At 45.5% G+C, this 21,803-nt stretch carries 20 protein-coding genes; 2 read left to right on the top strand and 18 right to left on the bottom strand.

Going from position 1 to position 21,803, the window contains the following annotated elements; genetic code table 11:
- Positions 1 to 180: 180 nt before the first annotated feature.
- From JOE49_RS19265 to JOE49_RS19295, 7 genes are all read right to left on the bottom strand, one after another.
- Complete coding sequence (locus JOE49_RS19265) at positions 181 to 3,252, bottom strand: X2-like carbohydrate binding domain-containing protein (protein WP_209942475.1); 3,072 nt, start codon at positions 3,250 to 3,252, stop codon at positions 181 to 183.
- Positions 3,253 to 3,721: 469 nt separating this feature from the next.
- A complete protein-coding gene (locus JOE49_RS19270; RefSeq protein WP_075154263.1) occupies positions 3,722 to 4,894 on the bottom strand; it encodes a M20 metallopeptidase family protein in 1,173 nt (390 codons plus the stop codon).
- Between the two features lie 114 nt (positions 4,895 to 5,008).
- Positions 5,009 to 7,141 (bottom strand): ABC transporter ATP-binding protein, encoded by a 2,133-nt coding sequence (locus JOE49_RS19275; RefSeq protein WP_209942477.1) that lies wholly within the window; start codon positions 7,139 to 7,141, stop codon positions 5,009 to 5,011.
- A gap of 45 nt (positions 7,142 to 7,186) precedes the next feature.
- A complete protein-coding gene (locus JOE49_RS19280) occupies positions 7,187 to 8,083 on the bottom strand; it encodes an ABC transporter permease (protein ID WP_209942484.1) in 897 nt (298 codons plus the stop codon).
- A 30-nt stretch (positions 8,084 to 8,113) separates the two neighbouring features.
- Positions 8,114 to 9,040, bottom strand: coding sequence for an ABC transporter permease (locus JOE49_RS19285; protein WP_076265280.1), 927 nt, complete (start codon positions 9,038 to 9,040; stop codon positions 8,114 to 8,116).
- A 50-nt stretch (positions 9,041 to 9,090) separates the two neighbouring features.
- Positions 9,091 to 10,707, bottom strand: a complete 1,617-nt coding sequence (locus JOE49_RS19290) for an ABC transporter substrate-binding protein (RefSeq protein ID WP_209943668.1) — start codon at positions 10,705 to 10,707, stop codon at positions 9,091 to 9,093.
- Between the two features lie 285 nt (positions 10,708 to 10,992).
- Positions 10,993 to 11,502, bottom strand: coding sequence for a GNAT family N-acetyltransferase (locus tag JOE49_RS19295; RefSeq protein ID WP_209942486.1), 510 nt, complete (start codon positions 11,500 to 11,502; stop codon positions 10,993 to 10,995).
- Positions 11,503 to 11,618: 116 nt separating this feature from the next.
- On the opposite strand from JOE49_RS19295, the gene xerS reads away from it, so the two are divergent.
- On the top strand, positions 11,619 to 12,719 hold the full coding sequence (gene xerS / locus JOE49_RS19300; protein ID WP_023988943.1) for a tyrosine recombinase XerS: 1,101 nt from the start codon (positions 11,619 to 11,621) through the stop codon (positions 12,717 to 12,719).
- A 4-nt stretch (positions 12,720 to 12,723) separates the two neighbouring features.
- Here xerS and mobB read toward each other — a convergent pair whose 3' ends face one another.
- The 11 genes from mobB to JOE49_RS19350 form a co-directional block, all read right to left on the bottom strand.
- Complete coding sequence (mobB, locus tag JOE49_RS19305) at positions 12,724 to 13,272, bottom strand: molybdopterin-guanine dinucleotide biosynthesis protein B (RefSeq protein ID WP_028541693.1); 549 nt, start codon at positions 13,270 to 13,272, stop codon at positions 12,724 to 12,726.
- Positions 13,269 to 14,546, bottom strand: coding sequence for a molybdopterin molybdotransferase MoeA (locus tag JOE49_RS19310; RefSeq protein ID WP_209942488.1), 1,278 nt, complete (start codon positions 14,544 to 14,546; stop codon positions 13,269 to 13,271). The genes mobB and JOE49_RS19310 overlap by 4 nt, the downstream gene beginning before the upstream one ends.
- Positions 14,547 to 14,921: 375 nt before the next feature.
- Positions 14,922 to 15,053, bottom strand: coding sequence for a hypothetical protein (locus tag JOE49_RS26700; RefSeq protein ID WP_023988946.1), 132 nt, complete (start codon positions 15,051 to 15,053; stop codon positions 14,922 to 14,924).
- Positions 15,026 to 15,574, bottom strand: a complete 549-nt coding sequence (locus JOE49_RS19315; protein ID WP_076159567.1) for an accessory gene regulator ArgB-like protein — start codon at positions 15,572 to 15,574, stop codon at positions 15,026 to 15,028. The genes JOE49_RS26700 and JOE49_RS19315 overlap by 28 nt, the downstream gene beginning before the upstream one ends.
- Positions 15,525 to 16,238 (bottom strand): hypothetical protein, encoded by a 714-nt coding sequence (locus JOE49_RS19320; protein ID WP_076159564.1) that lies wholly within the window; start codon positions 16,236 to 16,238, stop codon positions 15,525 to 15,527. Before JOE49_RS19320 ends, JOE49_RS19315 begins: the two co-directional genes overlap by 50 nt.
- Positions 16,239 to 16,430: 192 nt before the next feature.
- The gene (locus JOE49_RS19325) at positions 16,431 to 16,883 is read right to left on the bottom strand and encodes an SRPBCC family protein (protein ID WP_209942490.1); all 453 of its coding nucleotides are present in this window, start codon (positions 16,881 to 16,883) and stop codon (positions 16,431 to 16,433) included.
- Positions 16,884 to 17,069: 186 nt separating this feature from the next.
- Positions 17,070 to 17,825, bottom strand: coding sequence for a DUF4247 domain-containing protein (locus tag JOE49_RS19330; protein WP_025722664.1), 756 nt, complete (start codon positions 17,823 to 17,825; stop codon positions 17,070 to 17,072).
- A gap of 13 nt (positions 17,826 to 17,838) precedes the next feature.
- Complete coding sequence (locus JOE49_RS19335) at positions 17,839 to 18,345, bottom strand: DUF4178 domain-containing protein (protein ID WP_007432513.1); 507 nt, start codon at positions 18,343 to 18,345, stop codon at positions 17,839 to 17,841.
- 24 nt (positions 18,346 to 18,369) lie between these two features.
- A complete protein-coding gene (locus JOE49_RS19340) occupies positions 18,370 to 18,777 on the bottom strand; it encodes a DUF350 domain-containing protein (RefSeq protein ID WP_013310484.1) in 408 nt (135 codons plus the stop codon).
- 131 nt (positions 18,778 to 18,908) lie between these two features.
- Entirely contained in the window at positions 18,909 to 19,577 is a 669-nt protein-coding gene (locus JOE49_RS19345) for a PspA/IM30 family protein (RefSeq protein WP_013310486.1), read from the bottom strand.
- Positions 19,578 to 19,664: 87 nt separating this feature from the next.
- Positions 19,665 to 20,687: an NADH:flavin oxidoreductase/NADH oxidase gene (locus JOE49_RS19350; RefSeq protein WP_023988950.1), complete on the bottom strand. Its 1,023-nt coding sequence runs from the start codon at positions 20,685 to 20,687 to the stop codon at positions 19,665 to 19,667.
- Between the two features lie 305 nt (positions 20,688 to 20,992).
- Here JOE49_RS19350 and JOE49_RS19355 point away from each other — a divergent pair, with 305 nt between their 5' ends.
- Complete coding sequence (locus JOE49_RS19355; RefSeq protein ID WP_023988951.1) at positions 20,993 to 21,799, top strand: polysaccharide deacetylase family protein; 807 nt, start codon at positions 20,993 to 20,995, stop codon at positions 21,797 to 21,799.
- Positions 21,800 to 21,803 lie beyond the last annotated feature (4 nt).

Genomic DNA, 21,803 nt, shown 5'->3' on the forward strand with positions numbered 1-21,803 from the left:
TCTATTATGAATTTTTCATATAGTGAAATAATCATACAATTTAATTTGAATCTCTATTAGTTGCTGTTTTCAACTTGTCGTTGCTTTTTCCCCAAAAAAAGAATGCGGGACAACAGGTCGTCAAAAATAAAGCCAGCTCACTCATTAGAGTGGCTGACTTAGGATTATCCTTATTAAGGTTTAGGGCTCAATTCCCCATTGCTTGCTTCCAGACAGGTAAGCGGTTATTTTAGCAGAATCTTGTAAACTGTTTGCTGTGGGATTAAATGAATAATCATCGGTTTGTGTGTAACTGCTCCAGTCCTCTTTGGATATCCGGGTTTGCAACTCCACACTTTGACCGAGTTCTAAAGAACCCGCAGCCGATTTAAACCCGATTTCTGCATAAGAATCTGCCCCTGGCTTCGCATTGGATAATGTTTTGAAGCTAGCAATCACATTCCCTGTACCGACGCTCGACCAATCCGTGAAGAAATTTTGTACTTTCTCCCCGTTAATGGTGTAATAATAACGCAATGTCACGTCTGCTAGGGAAATTGATGAGGTTCCCGTATTGGTTATTTTAAATTTGGAACTGATTGTATTGCTTGTGGCGGATACATTCCCATTGAAGGTTTGCACCTTCAGAACGCCCTCGCCTGTTCCCGGCTCACTTGGCGTATCCCCTTTCACCGTAATCGTAAACAACACATCATTACCTGTACTAAAATGGAAGTTTAGTGCTGTCTCTCCTTTAGGAAGTTTAGATAAATACTTGTTGGTAAGAACGACTGTTTCTTCACTAAGCGTATAATCTTCACCTTTGTTCAACACCACACTCCCCTGCTTGATAGCTTCTAACGTATTGCCGTTAAGTGTTAGCTTGACAGTAAGATCCGTATTGCTGTTATTCAATCCATAGGTTGCAGTCGTTGGTGTAATACTTGCTTGCCCGGTAGATGGCTGATCACCACCCACACGATCTGCCACCAGAATGCCACGGCCATTCGTTCCCAGATAAGCACGTCCATAAACCCGAGGGTCCCCAATAATTTTGGTCACTCGAGCATATTGATGCTTGTCATCATTAATGCGCGCCCAGTTTGCGCCAGCATCGTCCGAACGGTAAAATCCACGTGTACCATCAATTTTACCAACGATAAATACCGCTGCATTCGTACGGTTCGGCGCTGCCTTACCAAAGCCTACAAAATCCGCTTCCTGCACATTAGAGAGCTTGGTGAACGTAGCGCCGGAATCATTGGAATGCCATAAGCCATACGGCCCTCCATCCTCGGAGCCTCCGGCGAACCATACATCTCCTTCTGCTCCTCGTACAGCATCAATATCAGCATTGCCTGCTGTCGGCAAGCCAGTTACCGCTGATGGCGTAAAGGATACGCCTCCATTGGTGCTCACATATATTTTCCCGGAGGCAAATGCGTAATATTTATTAGGGTTCACTCGGTCAGAGACGATCTTTGCATTCGCTGGAATCCCTGTGCTTGCTGTCCATGAGTTGCCGCCAGTTTTGGAGTAGAACACACCTTTGTCTGATGTACTCCACAGCAAGCCATTACCATCTGCTGCTACGGCGATGCTGCCTCCTCCTGCTGTACCGGAAGGCTCGCTATTTGCTTTATACCAGTTGGCTCCTCCATCATTGGAAAAACCGATGGATTTGGCATTTGGATCTTTTTTATAATCCGCTTTACCTACTCGGGCCATAAAAGAAGGATTCAGCTCGGCATAATCAATGCTTTCGCTGCTTGTAAAGGTCGGATTATCCAGCATTTTAGCTGGAGCCTTGAATAAATCGTCATGTCTGAATCCAGAGACATCACCTACTGCGCTCACCAAAGGCGCGCCGGTTGGAGGGCTCACCAGATCCAAAATTGCCGTTTCCTCTACCCCTTTAGCGGCTACTGAAATATCCAGCTTTCCGCCTTTATCCCAATTGGTCAGATTTTTAGAGCCATAAATCGTAGCTCCGGTGCCGTACAACATATGGTCTGAATTAAATGGATCTATCTCCAGATCTCCAATCATCCACCCCAGCTTGGGCGATACTTCCGGTGGAGCAGGGTTGGCATTGAAAGTCAGCCAAGGCGCACCGCTTATATCCAGATTGTATTTTAGCTTACGAGACGGATAACCATCAAATTCCCAAATAGGACTCCAAGTTGCCCCACTATCAGTGCTGCGATAAATCGTTTCATCCGGCCACCAGGCATTCAACGTAGCAACCATGACTGTACCTGGCTTCTGGGCATCCACCGTCAGTCCACCATATCCAAAATGATTGTCCGCACTACTGCTACCTATGGGGCTAATGTTAGTCCACTGCCCGCTTGCTGTATTCAATTTCCACAGTTCACCCTTTGATCCATCATATGGACCTGCTCCATCGCTATAAGAAATATATAGATTGCCGTCCGGTGATAACACACCGTGATGTGGCAAATAGCCCGTAGGCTGTCCCGCTATAGCAGACCAGGTTGTCCCGCCATCTGTACTGCGATAGACACTTTGCTTTTTATCTGCAACACCTACATAGATCGTCTGCGTTGCTTTATTGGAAGAGCCTGTTTTTTTGTCAAAGGTGATCCACGCTAAACCGACAATGTCGCTGGTATATTCATTGGAAGGGTCCTGTACATACGTCCCTGGATTCGGGAAACTGCTTACCTTGCTCCAAGTTGCTCCAAAATCAGAGCTTTTCCATAGTCCATTACCACTTCGAGCTCCAAAGAATAAAATATTATTCTTATTTGGATCAATCGTCAGACGTTCACCCATTGAACGCCCCGGCATATTGCCCCCCACCTTAAAAGGAAGCTTGGTTGTCTGCCACGTATTGCCCCTGTCGGTGGAACGCATAATTTGCCCATTTTGTTTATCCCATGAATTAGTATACGTACCTGTAGCTATATATACACGATTCGGATCAACAGGATCAGTCGCTAGTGCATCGACACCATTTTTGTTCCAATCCTCCCAGCCCACAGAATCCGTCAGCGGAATCCAACTCTCATTGGCAGCATTCCAGCGGTAAGCTCCTCCAATATCTGTACGGGCATAGATCAGGTCTTTTTCCGTTTCATTAAAAATAATGCCAGGTACAAAACCACCTCCTCCACCCGTAACCACACTTTTCCAACTGTAATCGTCACTTGGAGCAGCATGAGTCGGCGCTATCATTCCTGTCCAGGAAGCACCCGCTACCACAAGCGCCAAACAAGCAATTCTCAACCTGTTTTTTGCCTTAGTCAATGAATTCAACCTCCTTCTTCATTATCAATTGAATATGCGAGTCATTTTGAGATCAAAGTAATCAGCCGATTCTGAATTCGTTCCTATCGTTATCGTTGCTTCTCACAAATATGACAAGTGTATTCTTGGCTCACCCCCATTCAACCAATATATATGGTGCAATACTCGTTTTGTTAGCGCTTACATGGGTGTCTTGCTCAATAGATTCGTCATCTTTTTCCCATTTCCTTGTGCGAAAAATCAAGATAATACAATTTTATCTCCTGCTCCGCAGCTTATAATAGGAGGTTTGAACTTCCTTCAGAGTTAATACCTTTTATTTAATTCTATTATGAATTTTTCATATAGTGAATTAATTACTTGATTTTCATTCTTTATGGGTGTCAAAATACTTTGATTTACAACAAAAAACCGCGCTATGCGCGGTTCCAGCTTCGTTAATATGTCCTCAGTCATAAACATATGCCTATTATTGCAAGTATTCAAGCGCCAGTGCTAAAAAAATATGCCCTGAGACGAGCAATGCCCGCTCATCAAAATCAAAGTGAGGATGGTGATGAGCAAAATGCGTTCGTTCATCCTCATTGCGTGCACCCACATGAATGAAGGCTCCCGGTCGTTGCTCCAAATAATAAGCAAAATCCTCTGCTCCCATGACCGGCTTCAAATCCAAAAAAGCGTCTGCTCCATACAGTCTGCCGATGAGCTCGCGTACACGTTCCGTTTCGGCTTCGGCATTCACCAAAGAAGGATAGCCATTCAGATAGTCAATTTCGTATCCGGCATGATAAGCCTCAGTCAACCCCTTGACGATACTGCGAATTTCATTCTCGACTTCCTTACGCACTTCCTTATTAAACGTACGTACGGTGCCTTCAATTTTAGCCTTATCTGCAATCACATTAAAGGCAGTTCCAGCTTGAAATACCCCAATCGTTAACACTGCTGATTCAATAGGGTCCACCCTGCGACTAACCACCTGCTGCAACCCGTTCACAATTTGACTGCCGATAACAATAGAGTCCACCGTCTGATGCGGTCGTGCGCCATGCCCGCCTTTACCGTTGATCTGGATCGTAAACGCGTCGACAGCCGCCATCGCAGGCCCACTCTTTAATCCAATTTTACCAAAAGGAATTTCAGATGCGAGGTGAATACCATATACCGCCTCTACCCCATCCAGACAGCCATCCTCAATCATAAACTTGGCTCCGCCAGGCGGTTTTTCTTCCGCATGTTGAAAAATAAACACAAGCTTTCCCTTCAGCGCCTCACGGTTATGGCTCAACACGCGTGCCACTCCAAGTAACGCAGCCGTGTGACCATCATGTCCGCAGGCATGCATAACACCCGGAACGGTCGATTTATAAGGCACATCCTTTTCATCCTGAATGGGAAGTGCATCAAAATCAGCACGAAATGCAATCGTTCTACCTGGCTGACCGCCTTCTAAAAACCCGAGCACACCGTTTCCACCCACATTCGTTCTTACCTCAATACCAAAAGAGCGCAATTGATCGGCGATAAATGCAGACGTATTCGTTTCTTCAAAAGACAGCTCGGGATGCTGATGTAGATGTCTTCTCCACGCAATCAGCTCTTGTTCATCATCTTTTAATTCCTGAACCCATTTATCTAGCATAATACCCTCTTTTCCTATTGAATTTATATACTTCTATCCTTATCTTACCATGAACGGCCTGTAGAATGTAGCTCTCTTATCATGCCGATAGCAGATCAAAGGAAGGGGTTGAACCTAGGCCGGGTAATGACAAGCGGCATAATGTCCTGTGCTAATTGCTGTCAGCTCAGGTGCTTCCTCACGACAACGCAAGGTCGCTAGTGGACAGCGGGTATGAAAACGACAGCCGGATGGCGGCTTCGCAGGCGAAGGAATCTCACCTTGTACCGTAATTAGCTCCCGACGGTTTTTCGGATTTGGGTTAGGTATCGAGGCAACAAGCCCCCGGGTATACGGATGGACAGGATGCCTGAACAACTCGTCACTTGGCGCAATTTCTACAAGTTTCCCCAAGTACATAACCCCTATCCGATCTGAAATATGGCGGACAATGTGCAATCCGTGTGCAATAAACAAATAGGTTGTATCCAGCTTACGCTGTAAGTCCTGAAGCAGATTGACAATTTGCGCCTGAACGGAAACATCCAAAGCCGACACTGCCTCATCCGCCAAAATAAACTGCGGTTGCAGAGCAATGGCACGGGCTATCCCGATTCGCTGCCGCTGTCCTCCCGAAAATTCATGCGGAAACCGCGTAACCAGCGAAGGTGATAATCCAACAGCGCTCAGGAGTTCTTCCACCCGTTCCTGCTTTGCCTTGCCATACAACCCTTCATGAACCGCAAGCGGCTCCCCTATGATATCTCCCACATTCCACCGTGGATCAAGTGATCCGTAGGGGTCTTGAAAAATCATCTGCATATCACGGCGAACGGATCGCAACTCAGAATTTCCTAAACGTGTCAGCTCCCGATCCTGGAACCATACCTGCCCTGAGGTCGGACGTTCCAGCTGCATCAGCAGCCGGCCTAAAGTAGACTTACCGCTGCCGGATTCTCCGACCAATCCAAAGGTTTCGCCCTGCCGGATTGAGAACGATACATCATCCACCGCCCGGATCGAAGCACCCGTCCGACCGGGAAAGCTTTTTTTCACCGGATAATACTTGCGAATTCCATCCACTCTAAACAAGTCCTGCTTGTTCTGGACGGTTTCCGTGATAGTCTCATTGGATTTAGGGGAGTTCTTTACCTGTACGCCATGACTGCTCACCTTAGCCCCATCAACAGCAGATACGTTCGTCAATTCTTCCTTTACTTCGGTTGCCTTTGCAACAGCATCTGCCGTGATCTGCCCTTTCACCGATAGCTCTGTAATATGCCACTCGTCGGACGCAGCCAATTGCTCCGAATGCCAGCAAGCTACCTCGCGTTCATCCTTGGCTACCAGCGGTGGCGCTTCGTTTTTGCATTGATCTGTCGCATGCGGGCAACGCGGGTGAAACAAGCAGCCGGAAGGCAATGCACTCAGGCTCGGAATTGCCCCCGGGATCGAAAACAGCTTGCTGCTGCGATCTGTATCCAGTGTTGCCACCGAACGAAGCAACCCTCTAGTGTAAGGGTGCAATGGCAGCTCGAACAGTTCTTCCGTTACTGCTTGCTCCACAACTCGACCGGCATACATCACAACAATTCGATCCGCAACCTCTGCCGCAATACCCAAATCATGCGTAATCAACAGAATCGACATGTTGAATTCTGTCTTTAATTGCTGAAGCAATTGCAAAATTTGTGACTGAATCGTTACATCCAGCGCCGTTGTTGGTTCATCCGCTATTAGCAGCTCAGGGGCACATGAAAGTGCCATTGCAATCATCGCCCGTTGCAGCATCCCACCGGACAGTTCTCCGGGGTACTGCTTCATACGAATTTCCGGTTCAGGAATCCCTACCCTGTTCAGCAAATGAACCGCATGAGCCCATGCTTGCTTTCGTGTCTTCCGGTCATGCTCCATGATGATTTCTATCAGCTGATACCCGATAGTGTACACCGGATCAAACGCCGACATCGGCTCCTGAAATACCATCGCCATCTTTTTACCACGAAGTGAGCGTAATTCCTGCTGTGACAAAACGGTCAAATCTATGCCCTGCAACCGTATTTGTCCTTGGGCAATTCGTCCGTTCTCATAATCGATTAGCCGCATAATCGCCTTGGAGGTAATCGTTTTTCCGCTGCCAGATTCACCGACGAGGCAGACCGTTTCTCCCGCCCTGATCGTCAGTGATACGTTGTCGAGTGCTTGCAGCAAACCTTTTTTAGTATGAAAATCGACCGACAAATGTTCAATCTCCAGCAATGATGACAAACGAACTCCCTCCTTCTATAGCACTTAAGAATAGGCTTCCTGATGCTAGTTTGCGTTCTTTTTCGGGTCCAACTGGTCTCTCAGCTTGTCGCCCAAAATATTGACTGACAACACAAACAACGTAATGGCTAGGCCAGGAAAGGTACATATCCACCAAGCTACTGTCAAATATCCTCGTCCTTGAGACAATACTGTTCCCCAATCTGGAATTTCCTTTACCGTGCCAAGTCCCAGAAAGCTTAATCCCGATCCGGCCAAAATAGCGCTACCGATGCCAAGCGTCGCCATCACGAGCAAAGGGGACAAGGAATTAGGAAGCACATGACGCCAAAAGATGCCGAAAGGTGTAACTCCGATGGAACGCGAAGCAATGACGTAAGAACGTCCTTTTATACTTATAATTTGGCCTCGCATAACTCTTGCATAACCGGGGACAGCAGATATGGCTACCGCCAGCACAATATTGAACAAGCTTGGGCCAAGAGCCGCCGCAATCGCCAAAGCCAGCAGAATTCCGGGAATAGTCATCAAAATATCAATAAATCGCATCAGTATCGAATCCACTGTACCGCCAATGTAACCTGAGAGCGCACCAATAATTCCACCCACCAGACCGCCGACGAGTACCGACATGAAGCCAATAAACAGAGAATCCCGACTTCCGTGAACAACCAGACTGAATACATCCCGCCCAAAATAGTCCGTTCCGAACCAGTGAGAAGCACTTGGGACTTGTAAAATATGGTCGCTTAACATTTCTGTGGGTGCATAAGAAGCAATCCATTGTGGAAACGCCGCACAGACGATTACGAACACAATAATCAGTCCCGCCGCATATACGAACCCATCCGACACTCCACCGAGCCGCCACCTTCCAGTTTGCCGAGCTACCCGCAGCTTTCTTTCCTTCCAAATTGTTTTGGCAGCCATTGTTTCTCTCAACCGACTTCCTCCTCCCTGAATCCTTCCAGCTTACGCCGAGCGTCTAACCCTTGGATCAATGAACGTATACGATATATCCACCAGTAGATTTACGATCACATACATGATGGCAGAGAACAATACAACTCCCTGCACAACTGGTAAGTCTTTAGCCATAATTGCGTCCGCAATTAAACGTCCAATGCCTTGCCGTGAAAATACCGTCTCACTCACAACTGCTCCGGCCAGCATTTCTCCCATTAGCATCCCGATCATCGTTATCGCTGGAATCAACGCATTGCGTAGCGCATGGCGATACATAATAACCTTCTCAGACAAACCCTTGGAACGGAGCGTTACGATGAACTGCTCATTAATGACTTCCAGCATACTGTTACGCACCATTCTGACAATGAACCCTGCACCGACAATGCCCAAAGTGAGAGACGGAAGCACAAGAGTTTTCCAACCGCCCGAGCCCATAGCAGGCAGCCATCCCAAGTGAATGGAGAAAATAAGCAACAGCAGAATGCCTGACCAGAATGTGGGCATAGAAATGCCGAACAATCCAACGATTCGTGCGATGATATCAATCGGCTTATCCCGATGAATGGCCGACAGCACTCCGAGCAGGACACCGATAATGACCGAAATAGCAGAACCGGCAAGCGTCAGCGCCAGTGTAGGCGGGAGATTGACCCATATTTTAGGCAGCACCGGATCAGCATTGAGCAGTGATTTTCCAAAATCACCTTGTAGCAGATTTCCGAAATAGTTCAAAAACTGAACATGAAAAGGCTGATCCACTCCCAGCTTATGACGCAAATTGGCGATCATCTCTGGCGTGGCCGTTGAAGGGTCAAGAATCGAATCTACCGGGTCCCCCGGGAGCAGATACAAAATGCTGAATACCAAAATACAGGAACCCAGAATGACCAACAAAGAAGTAACCAGTCTTTCTGCAACAGCTCTGATCATAGCCCACACTCCTTCCCTACTGGATGGTCCCCAGAAATTACTTAGCAATACTATTTTTGAATACGCACATCGTTAAAGAGCGGATAACCCACTAAATCGAATTTGAGACCCTGCACTGACTTGGCTGCTCCAACCGTATAAGGGAAAACATAAATCGGAATGATGACGGCCTGATCACGTATTAGCTGTTGCACCTTTTTATAAATCTCCTCCCGCTTGGCATCGTCCTGTTCAATAGCTCCCTGCTCCAACAGCTTGTCGACCTCTGGATTGGAGAAGTTAGGCAGTGTAGGCCGCTGATTTGTTGCCGCTGTGTGGTAAAAAGCATATAAAGCGTTCGGGTCCACATTGACCTGGCTATTTCCGTAGAAATCATAGTTTCCGTTCGTATATACAACTGTTGCAATATCCTTGGTAATTTCAATCTTCACATCAACACCGATTTTCTTCAGCTGCTGCTGAATAATGGCTGCAATGTCGTTCCGTTTTTCACGGTTCGGAGTGCCGTCTACATAATGCAGCGTAAGACGTTGTCCATCCTTCACCCGAAAACCATCCGTTCCCTTATTCCACCCCAACTCATCCAGTAACTGATTGGCCTTGTTAAGATCAGGCTGCAAGCCGTTTTCCAGTGATTTATCATATCCAAAAATACCTGGAGTGAGTGGCGACCAAGCCTGTTCATAAGTTCCTAGATACAGCGTTTTGACGATCGTCCCCACATCAATACCATATTGCAATGCCTGCCTCGCCTTTAATTCATTCCACGGTGTCTTCTTTTGGTTAATGAACAGTGTATATGGCAATCCTAGGGTATTGACCTGCAACAATTGGAAATTAGGGTCACTCTTCAACGTCAAAATGTTCTGCGGTGGGACGGTTTCAGCGGCCAAAGCCTGCCCGCTCTGCACACTGCCGATCCGGGTCGCCTCCTCCGGAACAATTTTAAAGGTCACGCTGTCCAAATACGGCGCTCCCTGATTCTCAATAGTTTCCGGTGCCCATTTGTAATCCGGATTACGTTCGATTTTGATTTCTGCATTTTCGTCCCATTTTACAAACTTAAAGGGCCCTGTACCCACTGGATGCTTACCGAATTGATCTCCATATTTTTTAACTCCTGCCGGTGAAACAATGGCTACTGCCGGAACACTTAAATTGCTCAAAAAAGCCTGCGATGGTCGTTTCAGATTCAATTTAATCGTGTATTCGTCAATCACCTGTGAGGATTCATAGGGAGCCAGCAAGTTAGCGGCATTACCTACTACGGCTTGCGGATCAATAATTCGATCATAGCTAAATTTAACGGCTTCCGCATTGAACGGGGTTCCGTCATGGAACTTAACATCCTTGCGCAGCTTGAATGTATAGCTTTTGCCATCCTCGGAAACACTCCATTCGTTTGCCAGCCAAGGCTTAATCGTATTGTCCGGTAGCTTTACCACCAAGTTATCGAATATCGCACGATATACCCGAGATGCTACTGCCAATCCACTCTTATGCGGGTCCAGTGAATCCGGCGATGTTGCCAGTGCATAGGTAAGATCTCCACCTTCTGCAGCTTGCCCGCCTCCTGCTGCATTCGCCTCAGTATTCGTAGAATTGGCCCCGCTATTACTCGAGCATGCCGATAAGACCAGCACCATCGACAGGGTTACAGCTACCATTTTTGCAAATCGACTTGTTCGTTTCACCTAAAAACACTCTCCGATCTGATGGGTGATGTTATGATTACATTGCATTTTTGGAGCCTATGCTTCATTGTTGATAATTCCAATCAGATATATATGAATTATGTTAATAACTGTATACCTGCGTTTTTATAGTGTCAATGCAGGTTCTAATTGGAATGCTCTATAGATGGATAGAAGACTTGAATTGACAACAAAAAAAGAGCCGATAGGATACTCTCCTCGACTCTTTTTCATTACTTACTTTCTATTTCGAATTTTTCAGGTATTGAAAAACTGACTGATATTCCCTCTTACCGGATGTGTCTGTTCCCTGTACTCACCTTTCGTATAGCTTCCAATCACCTTACGCCAAAAGGACTGTGCCGGCCTATTCGTGCTCATTTGGGTCACCTTCCAACGTCCGTTAAAACGTCCAAACAGCTTATGAGCCGCCCAAGTCCCAACCCCATTATGCCGATAAGGACGAAGTACAAAGAACTCAGCCATGTAGTAGTCAGCTTCTCGATTGCTGGACATTCGGTCAACGAGTGCAAAACCCACAGGAATATCCTGTCTCCAAATCAGAAAAGGTAGCTTCTGTTCACCGCTCGTCCAATATTGATACAAGTCTGGATAAGCCGGGAATGTCCCCTTCTCAGTGACATCAATTCGAAGATAGGCTGTAAAATCATATAAATAAAATTGCATGAGCTGTACAATAATGTCCTTTTGCGACTCCGGTACACTCTTAATAGACAGCTTCAGTTCCGATTTGATATTATACCCCATACTTTCACCTCTCTTGGCGGTTCAATCTGTTCTTTAACTTCGAATTACATCCCATCCAGTGCTGTTCAAAATATGCTAAAATACATATATATTATGACCGGACGAGGTGGAACTCAATGAATATACAAAAGATCATCGACCGGCGCAAACTAGATGAAAAAATGCCGGGATTACCATGGTACGTGCAGCAATTTATGGATTATAAGCTGCCCGACCTGTCCCCTTCCACATTACTAGAATATGTGCGGGATTACGAAGCTTTCTTTTCATGGCTTCGCGCGGAAGGCTTGTCCACCGGAGAAACGAATGCCCAAGTTACACTGGAAGAGTTGGAGACACTTCATATGGACAGTATTACAGGCTTTCGATTATTCCTGTCTACTAAGCGCGAAGGCTCCAACTCCCGTATTACCATTTCACGTAAGCTATCGTCTCTGCGTTCGCTTTTTCATTATTTAAGTCAGATCGCTGAGGATGAAAATTTTTATCCGTTGCTCAAACGCAACATTATGGCTAAGGTCGAAATCAAGCGTATACATAAACCCAAGGATACGGCGGCTAAGCTTAAAGGTAAAATACTGGAAGAGGAAGAACTGCTTGAATTCATCGGTTATATTTATGAAGGCTATGGTCAAGATTTGGCCGATAACAAGCAGGCTTTATACTCCTATGAACTAAATAAGGAACGGGATGCCTGCATCGCCAGCCTCATTCTGAACTCAGGCCTGCGCGTATCTGAAATCGTCAATCTGAATCTGGACGATTTAGACATAAACAATAAACTATTATATGTGTACCGCAAAGGCAATAACGACGAAACCTTTAAAACGCCGGTGTATTTCCGCGAGCAATCCAAAGATGATCTCGTACTTTATTTGTCCCTGAGACATACCCGTTACCGCGCTCCAAAAAAAGAAAAGGCTCTCTTTGTCACACGTCCTAACGGCAGTACAGAAGGCAAACGAATGACCAAAAGAGCGATTCAGGCAATGATCATTAAGTACGCCAAACGGTTCGGCAAGCCTTACCTTACCGTGCATAAGCTTCGTCATTCCTTTGCTACTGACTATTATTTACAAAATGATATTTACAAAACAAAGGAACAGCTGGGGCACGCTTCGACAGAAACAACAGAAGTGTATGCTCACCTGACTGACAAAACCATGTCTCAGGCGATCGAACGGCGGGTAGAGACTCTAACCGACTCAGCCGATTGATGTCTCACCCCTGCTCATTCCTCATTCCTTCTATCTGCTTTTGAATCTGTTCGAGTAGCCAGCGGCCTGCGGGTCCGTTGGCCTCGGCAGGAAATATCTGTATCATTTCATCTGAGTAGTGACCTTGAGCCCAATCCATTTGATGCTCCCAAACCGCTACTCCCTGTACATTTGTCAGCTTATCGGTAAGCTGAGCATCCGATTGTTCCCGCACCATGACCAGCTTCGGATAATCCTCTTGCTTGAAGCCTTCTAGCAACACACAATCATAGGCCTGAAAATGCCGGATCAGTCCGGTGACAGGCTGACTATTCTCCTCTAAAATGGCTGTTCTTCCAGCCGAAACAATAGCTATGCCTTCAGCACCCGCCTGTCGGTGCTTGAACGTATCTGTACCCTCATGATCCATTTCAAATTCATGTCCATCATGCTTAATCACTGCTACGCGTAGACCTGACTTCTGCACATAACGAATCAATCCTCCGAGAAAGGTCGTTTTTCCCGTATTTTTGAATCCGACGATTTGACATACAAATGGATGTTTCGTATTCACGTCACCTGTCCACCTTGTAACACCAGTACACGCACCTCTTCACCTTCGCGTAATCCTTCTGTTGTGGGAGGAATCACGATCAGACAGTCGCTGTCCTTAATGGTCACCATAACACTGGATTCATCTACTCGCGCAGGAATCGCGTATACTTGTCCACCACGTATCTCCAGAGAGCTGCGTACAAAGCGTGTATAGTTGTTTACCTTCGTATAATCTGCGCCTAACTTCGCCGTCCAGGTTTGTAAATATGGATGTGCCGAAGATACCATCATTTGGATCGTCGGCCGTACAAACAGCTCACAGCCTACAAAGCACGCACCGGGGTTGCCTGAAAGCGCAAATAACAGCTTGCCGTCAATCACTGCGGCTGTGGTCACACTTCCTGGACGCATCGTAACCTTGTTGAACAGCATATTCACATCTTCCTGTCGTACCAGATCACCCATAATATCAAAATCCCCCACTGATACTCCTCCACTCGTGACCACGATATCATAGGCAGCTATCGCTTCACGTACAGAAGTACGGGCAAGGCTCAAATCATCATGAATGGCTTGTAAAATAAACGGCTCTCCTCCTGCCTCTCTAATTTGAGAAGCCAACATATATGTATTACTGTTTCGAATTTTCCCCGGTTGTAACGGCTCATCCACTGCAAGTAATTCCGATCCTGTAGAAAAAACGGCCACCTTTGGCTTCCTGTAAACAGGTACCCGGTGTACTCCAAAAGTAGCCAGTACCGAGATGTGCCCTGCTCCCAGGCAGGTTCCCTTACTAAGCAAAAGCCGACCTTCCTGAATCTCATGACCAATCTGTGTCACATTTTTGCCAACTTCTATACGCTTCTTCAAGCCGACATATGTCTGTCCGTTTTCTTCACGCAGCTGTGTCGCTTCCAGCATGACAACCGTGTCCGCTCCTTCAGGTAATTGCGCTCCTGTCATGATGCGGGCAGCCATTCCAGTCTCCACCCGCTTGTCCGATACGGTGCCACAAGGAATTTCATCAATCACATGTAGCCAGATTTCCTGACCGGACGAACACACTTCGGTGTCCGAGCCTAGGATCGCATAACCGTCCATACCTGAGCGACGAAAACGGGGATACGGGTGTGGTGCGGTCAAATCCATCGCCAAATAACGTCCATGCGCCTGCTCCAGCTCTACGTCTTCCCTTTCACCCTGTTTAACATAGCTAGCTATCCTGCTTTGTGCCTCTTCCACCTGAACTGCTTTACGCTGGAATTTTTCTGCGTTTAATGATGTATGATTCATAATCTCACTCCGTTCTTCTAAAATGCCCTCTTTCTGTTATAACGCTAAAACCGTTATCTGGCAAATCCGGGCGGAGTTTAGAACGTCAAACTCGGCTGCTTTTCCCCGTGCTGTTGCGTGTTTTGGGCTTACTATATAAGTATGTTGGCAATAAAATAACCCGTGAATTCCACGGGTCATTTCCATAACTTTATAAGTGCTTTAAGCTTATTATGAGACATAGAGCAAGTGAAGTCAGATTCTTCGAATCGTACCTCCAAATGCGTTAGACTCGATCTCACAAAACCAAGTCGTGATAGCTGAAAAGCTTCCTTACAAGCCTGTGCAGTTACCCCGATCGTATAAGAACAATGTCTAGAGTAACGCGGTACATAATCAGTTCTTTTCTTTTTTCTTGAGCTCTGCCGGTATCGGTTTAGCGCCAAATACTGTTTTTTCGTTTTTGGTAGATTCGTTAGCGTATTTTCCCAGTCTTAAATTTAAAGCTCTCGCCAATTTCTTATCCATTTTCGTTCACCTCCTTTCCATAAAGGAAGAATACTGAATGCTTGAATAGCTAAAGATAAGCATATTATGTGGGATTGTACAAAAAAATTCACCGCACAAATCAAAACACATACCGTTTTATAATATTTGTGGTTATTGGTCTTATGAATATAAATAAAATGATTGGGTGCATAAACTAAAAACACTAATACTGAACAAGCATTAATAATCAAAATCGTTGATAAATTTAAAGAGACGAGAGGTATAGTTACACATATTGCCGTTGTAAAACAGACACAAAATGTAAGATTACTGAAGTGTGCCCCTCCTGAAAATCTTCTTACAAACATGATAGTTACTAGAGCTAATAACGACCCCAAAAAATGCCCAGTCATCCAAGCTATAATCGCAACCATTAGTATCGAAGACACTTCGGTAATTTTTATACCAAGCGCATATTCCATCACTTCTACACTTGTTGGACCATCAGGATCAGCTTTTTTTATTTCCGTTGCGATGTACCGTGATAGCGCTTCTAGCATCCTCATAATCTCCTCTCTCTGAAAAGAAATACGACACGCCGAAAGTAAGCAATGAAATGGATAGTAATCCTATGGTATTTGAGCTATAGAGCATATACAAAGTAATAAAAATGGTGACAGCTGATATTAAAGCACCTAGAATCAACATTTTATTTAGGGATGATAAGTAATTTTCAGCTCTTAAAAAATCATGTGGAGGCTGAATTATAAACGAGAAACCAAAGTTATATTTTCCCATTATATAAGAAATAAAGCACGCAATAATAATAGAAGTTAACTGAATAACGTAAATAGAAGAGCCAGAAGTATCATTAATAGCACCTGGTTCTGCTACTCCAAAAAAATACGCAAACAGAAATACAAAAAGTTGTAAATTAATGTAGGCCGTTAGACCAGAACCAGCAGAAAAAGCTGCTAGATGGGTTTTGATCCCTAAACCAAATCTAAAAAAGATAACCATTAACAAATACTGAAGCGGCAAATCTAATTTAGGCAAGCCTATAACTTCCCTCATTAGAAAGGAAAACAAAGCTATGCCAATTGCATAAAATAATATTTTTCTACGATATTCCCTCACGGGAAGCATATAAAGCTTTAAGACCAAAATAACAGCGGCCAAAGCATCGAATACACCAAGTGATATATATAAAAAAGCAGATAACACAGATACACCATCCTCTTATTTCGCCTGTTGTAATTGTATATTTTACTATTAGATGTGGCAATGAAATAATCTAGTAAACTGGTAATATTTGTTTTTATGTAAGGTAAATATTTATTTTTGTCATCAAAAAATATAAAAAGAACGATTTTAAAATCGTCCTCTTGTTGCAGTTTTAGCCTGGAACCTTCTGAATTATCTATCTGGCATCATCCTTTTGTCGAGCTGCTCAAGTACAAGCGGCCAAGCCTGCTCATGTTGGTTTCTTGAATTCTCGTCTGGTAAACCTGCATGCGTTAAGTAAAGATGCGTGCCATTACCGCGAGGTTTAAGCTCAACAGTGAGAACTGTTTCAGCTCCCTTGGTACCGCCTTCGCCAGTAACCCAAGTCAGCTCGATAAGTCTGTTTTGCTCAAGTCTTAGAAATCTTCCGTAATGTGGATGACGCTTCCCCTCAAAATGCGTTTCGAAAAAGAAGGTCGTGTTCACTTCAGCCTCCATTAATACTGATTCTGGGGCTGCAAACCAACTGTCAAACTGCTTCGTCCAAGCCTGATACAGGACATTCGGAGAACACTCCATTTTTCGTTCCACCATTAGATTAAATGGTCTTTGTGAAAGATCTGGCCAAGAAATAGATAGTACCATTTAATTTTCAATCCCTTCAATCAAACAAAGTTTTGATTATCTCTACATTATTATATCCATAAAAGTGTAGGTTTGGCTGTGCCGCTAGATGATCACCAACATCATCTCTAAAAATAAAAAAAGGAACTGTGCATCAGTACCACAGTTCCGCAAATCTTTTGTTTTCAAATAAATTGACGATACCCGTCATCGTCGACTTCGTCGGCTGATTTTACCTGAACCACTACGTGTTTTGGGCTTACTATAAGATTTACGCGGCGAATCAAATATGCTGGAACCGCCGCTGCCGCTCCGGTCACGTGAAATCGAGCCTCTGCTCGGTGAACTGCTGGACCCTCTGTCGAACAAACTTCCGCTTGATCCAACGCTAGAATCCGAGTTCTTTCCTCTACGGGTAACCGAACCTTTCCGCTCCACCGTAATTGGCGGAATCGCCTTTTTCTCCTGCACCGTAGGAGCACGATATTGGCCCTGAGAAGGTCGGTATACATCTCTGCTGGAGTAGCCTCGATAGGAGCCTGAACCACGCAACGAATCAAACAGAGCATCTAGCACAGTTGCGGTTAAGTATCCTTTTAGAAAGCTTGAACTGTAATTTTGTTCGACATACTTTTTACTGTCAATTTCAATGAGTGTATCTTCCTTCTTAGCTGGATCTTGCTGCAAATGGTACCACTCATCGCTATATACCAGAAACATCCGCTCATTGCTCTGCGGTGACATTTGTTCCGGTGTACGCTGTTCTTTCAATTCCTCCGCTACTTCCGGGACTGTCTTGCCAGCTGCCCGGTATACATACGAGGTCGAGTTTCCGCTGCCACTAACCGATTCCAGCGGATACGTATCTTTTACACTTGGCGCGCCGCAGCCGCTTAACACGGATACGAACAAGCTCAGCGCCACAATGACCTTTAATGCATACTGCCAGGTGCGTTTGCTCATGTGTAACCCTCTCCTAGCTTGCCCGAATAACCTTGACGTCTCCGGTAATCACTTCTTCTCCTTCATAAAGCATAAAGCGACCGTCCTGCCACTCTACTCGCAACAGATGGTAATCATCAGACTGGTACTGCCACACATGCTGCTCTCCACCCTGTCGGAAAGGAGCACGGCCCATGACGGTAACATGCCCAGAATACTGCTCCTCCAAATGATACGTTGTATCATCCAACTCTAAAATGGTCGGCACTTCCTCAGGGTTGTCAAGTCTGCCGTCGATGGCCTGATATAGTCCAAATTGCAGTGTTTCCCGTTCCTCAATATGAAGATAACTGACTTGATTACCATCCTGAAGCGTCAAAACAACGGCATTCCGGGCACGATTATGTACACGACCTACCACTTCATAGGTGACAAGCGACACTTCACAGATATCACCTGGATTTAAGTGAAGCATGCTTTTCTCTGCTTTCGGCGGCTCCGGCTTAGCAAATAGATTTGAAATTCGTTTCCACACACCCATGGTTATATTCCTGCCTTTCTTAGCCTAGAAGCATGCTGTAATGATCAAGGCGCCAACCAGATGCAGCGCTCCTGAAAACAGACCGAAACCAATTTTACCTTCCTGTGTCCCTTTATCCAGATCAAACTGAGCCCAGTACCGCAACAGCAGACGTACAATAACTTCCAAAACAAGCAGGATGACAAAGGCAATCACAGAATACACAAGCGCTTCGAGCAAATTATTAGCTGTAGCGATAGAGCCTGACAAGATATAGCCTTGTGCAACTAACTTCATAATCATTCGTACCGTTACGGCCATATTTCCAGCCTTCACTTCGGCAAAATCCTTATACTTCGTAAATAAAGAGTCGACATACATTAATGCGAAGATCAAAATAGCCCCCGCACCAGTCCATACAAGCATTGCTTTCATCGTTTCTAAAAAATGCATTTCATACCATCCTCCACATCTTCTTGACCTTCATATAATGTTTTACGCCTCCAGGCAGGGAAAAGCGAAGGAGAAAACGTTTCTCCTTCGCTTCCTGAGCAATCACCCTTGGCGGCACTGCTAAAATGTTCTTATTTATTTTCGTATTGCTTCAACAAAGCGGCAAGCTCATCGTCCACGGCGCTTTTCTTATCCAGCTCCTTGAACTCCTCATCCAACGATTTTTCCTTAGAAGACATTTCGTTGCTCGCTTCGGCACGTGCTTCTGCTTGCAGCATTTTTTCTTCCATACGCTTCAATCCGGCAGTTGCCGTATCAGAGCTAAAACCGTTCATAGCTTTGTTAATTTCAGTTTGCGCTTTAGCTGCATTATAACGGGCAACCAGTGTCTCGCGCTTGTTTTTCATTTCTGTCAGCTGTCTGCGCATTTCATCCAGCTTGCCACGCAGGTTATCGGCTGCAGCTTTGTTCTGTTCGTAACCAGCTTTGAACTCATTCATTTTTTGTTCAGCAGATTTCTTTTCTTCCAGCGCGCGACGAGCCAGATCTACATTTTGTGCTTTTGCAGCGGTATGTGCCTGTTCTTCGCGTTTCTTTACCAAAGCAGCCTGTTCTTCGTATTGCTGTTTGAATCTCTTTTCAATAGCAATTTGAGCGGCTACCGCTTTCTCTGCATCTTCCAGGTCCTCTTGCATATCACGAATGTATTGATCCGTCATTTTAATTGGATCTTCTGCCTTGTCAATAATGGCGTTAATGTTGGACATCGTAAGATCTCTTAATCGTTTGAAAATAGACATGTGAAGTTCCTCCTAGAGTTGAATGCTTAAATTTTAAGCTCTGTACACATGTTTACGCAAGCTTTGCAAAGAGGGTTTCAAAAATATCTAAAAGCCGCGCAAATAAGGCTCTGGGATGTCGGCCTGTACTTTTAGCTCCCGCGATGCATGCAGCGCCCAATAGGGATCACGCAGCATGGCACGGCCTATTGCTACCAGATCAGCTTCTTTCTGCTGAACAACCCGACGGGCGTCCTCATAATCATCCAGTAAGCCAACAGCAATTACAGGTACATTCAGCTTTTCACGGATGGTATGAGCCAAATCCACCTGATAGCCGGCACGCGCAGACGGGCCTCCGCCAGAACCAATCGGACCCTCACCACCAGAAGAGATATGGAAAATGTCCACACCCGCATCACGATATCGTTCCCCTACGCCTGTTATGTATTCCACATTATATCCATCCTCGACGTATTCTTTGGCAGATATCCGCATAAGCACAGGCATATCAGCAGGAAGAACCTCTTTAACAGCATGTATGACCTCAACACCGAACAGTGACAAATCCTGCCCATATTCATCTTCTCTGGCATTTGTTAAAGGCGAATGAAATTGATGGATCAGATAGCCGTGAGCGCCATGTATCTCGACCGTGTCAAAACCTGCTTCCACCGCGCGGCGCGCGCCTTCTTTGTATGCCTGAACCAGTTCCCTGACTTCAGCTGTCTTTAAGGCGTGCGGCTCTTTAAAGCGTTCGCTAAAAGGAATCGAGGAAGGACCTACAGGTTGCTCAGCATCTTCAGCCTTGCGTCCAGCGTGGCCTAGTTGAATGCCAATTTTGGCACCATACTTGTGAACTTCCTCTACAATCTTACGATATGCAGGAATATGTTCGTCACTCCAAATACCCAAATCACGATCTGTAATACGTCCATCTGGATGGACCGCTGTCATTTCCACAATAATAAGTCCAGTGCCTCCTACTGCCCGGCTCACATAATGGACATGATGCCAATCCGTTGGATTTCCGTCCTTGGCCTCCACGCTGTATTGGCACATCGGGGGCATGACAATCCGATTTTTTAAAGAAAGCCCCTTTAATTGATAAGGAGTAAACAAGTCGGTCACTTTTATCCATCCTTCCTTCAATTCCATGTCTGTATAATTATGAATTGCATCCCCATTATACACCAGCTGTCACGGTATACCGAATTCGTTGTAAGGCTAAAACTTGCGAAAATGCTCCTGTTTTCGGTCATGTTTAAGAGAATATGTGCGTTTAGCTCCATCATCTTCATTGATAATCGTTTCATCGTGGACTTCTTTCCAGTCGTTTATGAGCCGAACTTGGTAACCAGCATATTTTTAATAGGACAGGTACATAATAGTCGAGAGCACCACTAGGTATCACTGCACGGAAAGGGGGGATACATATGCCGTACAGGGGAGTGTTGCCAGGCTTGGCACTGTTACTAGCATTTTCAAGTTTACCCGTTCACGCGGATGCGCCTCCCAACATCGGAACGCCCCATCCCAAGGAAGCAGCTGTTGCTTCTTCTGTACAACAGAGCACAGATCGAGCAACTCCTACATTAGCAATGCTGCGAAAAAAACATGCGGACATTTTTAAAATGTGCGGCCCACACACCCGCCAAATTGCCCTAACCTTTGATGATGTGCCCGATTCTAGGTATACGCCGCAGGTTTTGGACGTATTACACGCCAATGGCATCAAAGCTACATTTTTCATCGTCGGTCACCGTGCGGAAAAGCATCCGGGGATCATACGCCGTATTATCCGTGAAGGCCATGCTATAGGAAACCATTCCTATACTCATCCGGATTTTAGGAAGGCCACACCAGAACGCTTTCGCAACCAGATTACAAAAACAGAACGTATTTTACAAGCCAGCGCAGGTTTTCGCCCCAAGTTGATTCGTCCACCCTACGGTGAAATCACGGAGCCTCAAATCCAGTGGGCACGTCGTCATGGCTACATGATTGTCAATTGGAATGTAGACTCTCTCGACTGGAAGGGACTAAGTAAAACACAAATTCAGCGCAATGTGATCCCAGCTACTGGGCCTGGCTCTATTATTTTAATGCACGCAGGTGGAGGTCAAAGTTCCAACTTGCAAGGCACTGTCCAAGCTCTGCCGGGTCTAATTCACTCTCTAAAAGCTAAGGGCTACAAATTTGTGACAGTCCCCCGGCTACTCCACACATCGGAACAGAAATAACCAT

The sequence above is a fragment of the Paenibacillus sp. PvR133 genome (assembly GCF_017833155.1).
GTDB classification, from domain to species: Bacteria; Bacillota; Bacilli; order Paenibacillales; family Paenibacillaceae; genus Paenibacillus; species Paenibacillus polymyxa_B.

Bases quoted from the DNA above. Each gene is read 5' to 3' on its own strand.
- JOE49_RS19270 (WP_075154263.1), bottom strand. From the start codon at position 4,894: ATGCTAGATAAATGGGTTCAGGAATTAAAAGATGATGAACAAGAGCTG.
- JOE49_RS19285 (WP_076265280.1), bottom strand. From the start codon at position 9,040: ATGATCAGAGCTGTTGCAGAAAGACTGGTTACTTCTTTGTTGGTCATT.
- JOE49_RS19290 (WP_209943668.1), bottom strand. From the start codon at position 10,707: ATGGTAGCTGTAACCCTGTCGATGGTGCTGGTCTTATCGGCATGCTCG.
- JOE49_RS19295 (WP_209942486.1), bottom strand. From the start codon at position 11,502: ATGGGGTATAATATCAAATCGGAACTGAAGCTGTCTATTAAGAGTGTA.
- xerS (WP_023988943.1), top strand. From the start codon at position 11,619: ATGAATATACAAAAGATCATCGACCGGCGCAAACTAGATGAAAAAATG.
- JOE49_RS19310 (WP_209942488.1), bottom strand. From the start codon at position 14,546: ATGAATCATACATCATTAAACGCAGAAAAATTCCAGCGTAAAGCAGTT.
- JOE49_RS26700 (WP_023988946.1), bottom strand. From the start codon at position 15,053: ATGGATAAGAAATTGGCGAGAGCTTTAAATTTAAGACTGGGAAAATAC.
- JOE49_RS19315 (WP_076159567.1), bottom strand. From the start codon at position 15,574: ATGCTAGAAGCGCTATCACGGTACATCGCAACGGAAATAAAAAAAGCT.
- JOE49_RS19325 (WP_209942490.1), bottom strand. From the start codon at position 16,883: ATGGTACTATCTATTTCTTGGCCAGATCTTTCACAAAGACCATTTAAT.
- JOE49_RS19330 (WP_025722664.1), bottom strand. From the start codon at position 17,825: ATGAGCAAACGCACCTGGCAGTATGCATTAAAGGTCATTGTGGCGCTG.
- JOE49_RS19335 (WP_007432513.1), bottom strand. From the start codon at position 18,345: ATGGGTGTGTGGAAACGAATTTCAAATCTATTTGCTAAGCCGGAGCCG.
- JOE49_RS19340 (WP_013310484.1), bottom strand. From the start codon at position 18,777: ATGCATTTTTTAGAAACGATGAAAGCAATGCTTGTATGGACTGGTGCG.
- JOE49_RS19345 (WP_013310486.1), bottom strand. From the start codon at position 19,577: ATGTCTATTTTCAAACGATTAAGAGATCTTACGATGTCCAACATTAAC.
- JOE49_RS19355 (WP_023988951.1), top strand. From the start codon at position 20,993: ATGCCGTACAGGGGAGTGTTGCCAGGCTTGGCACTGTTACTAGCATTT.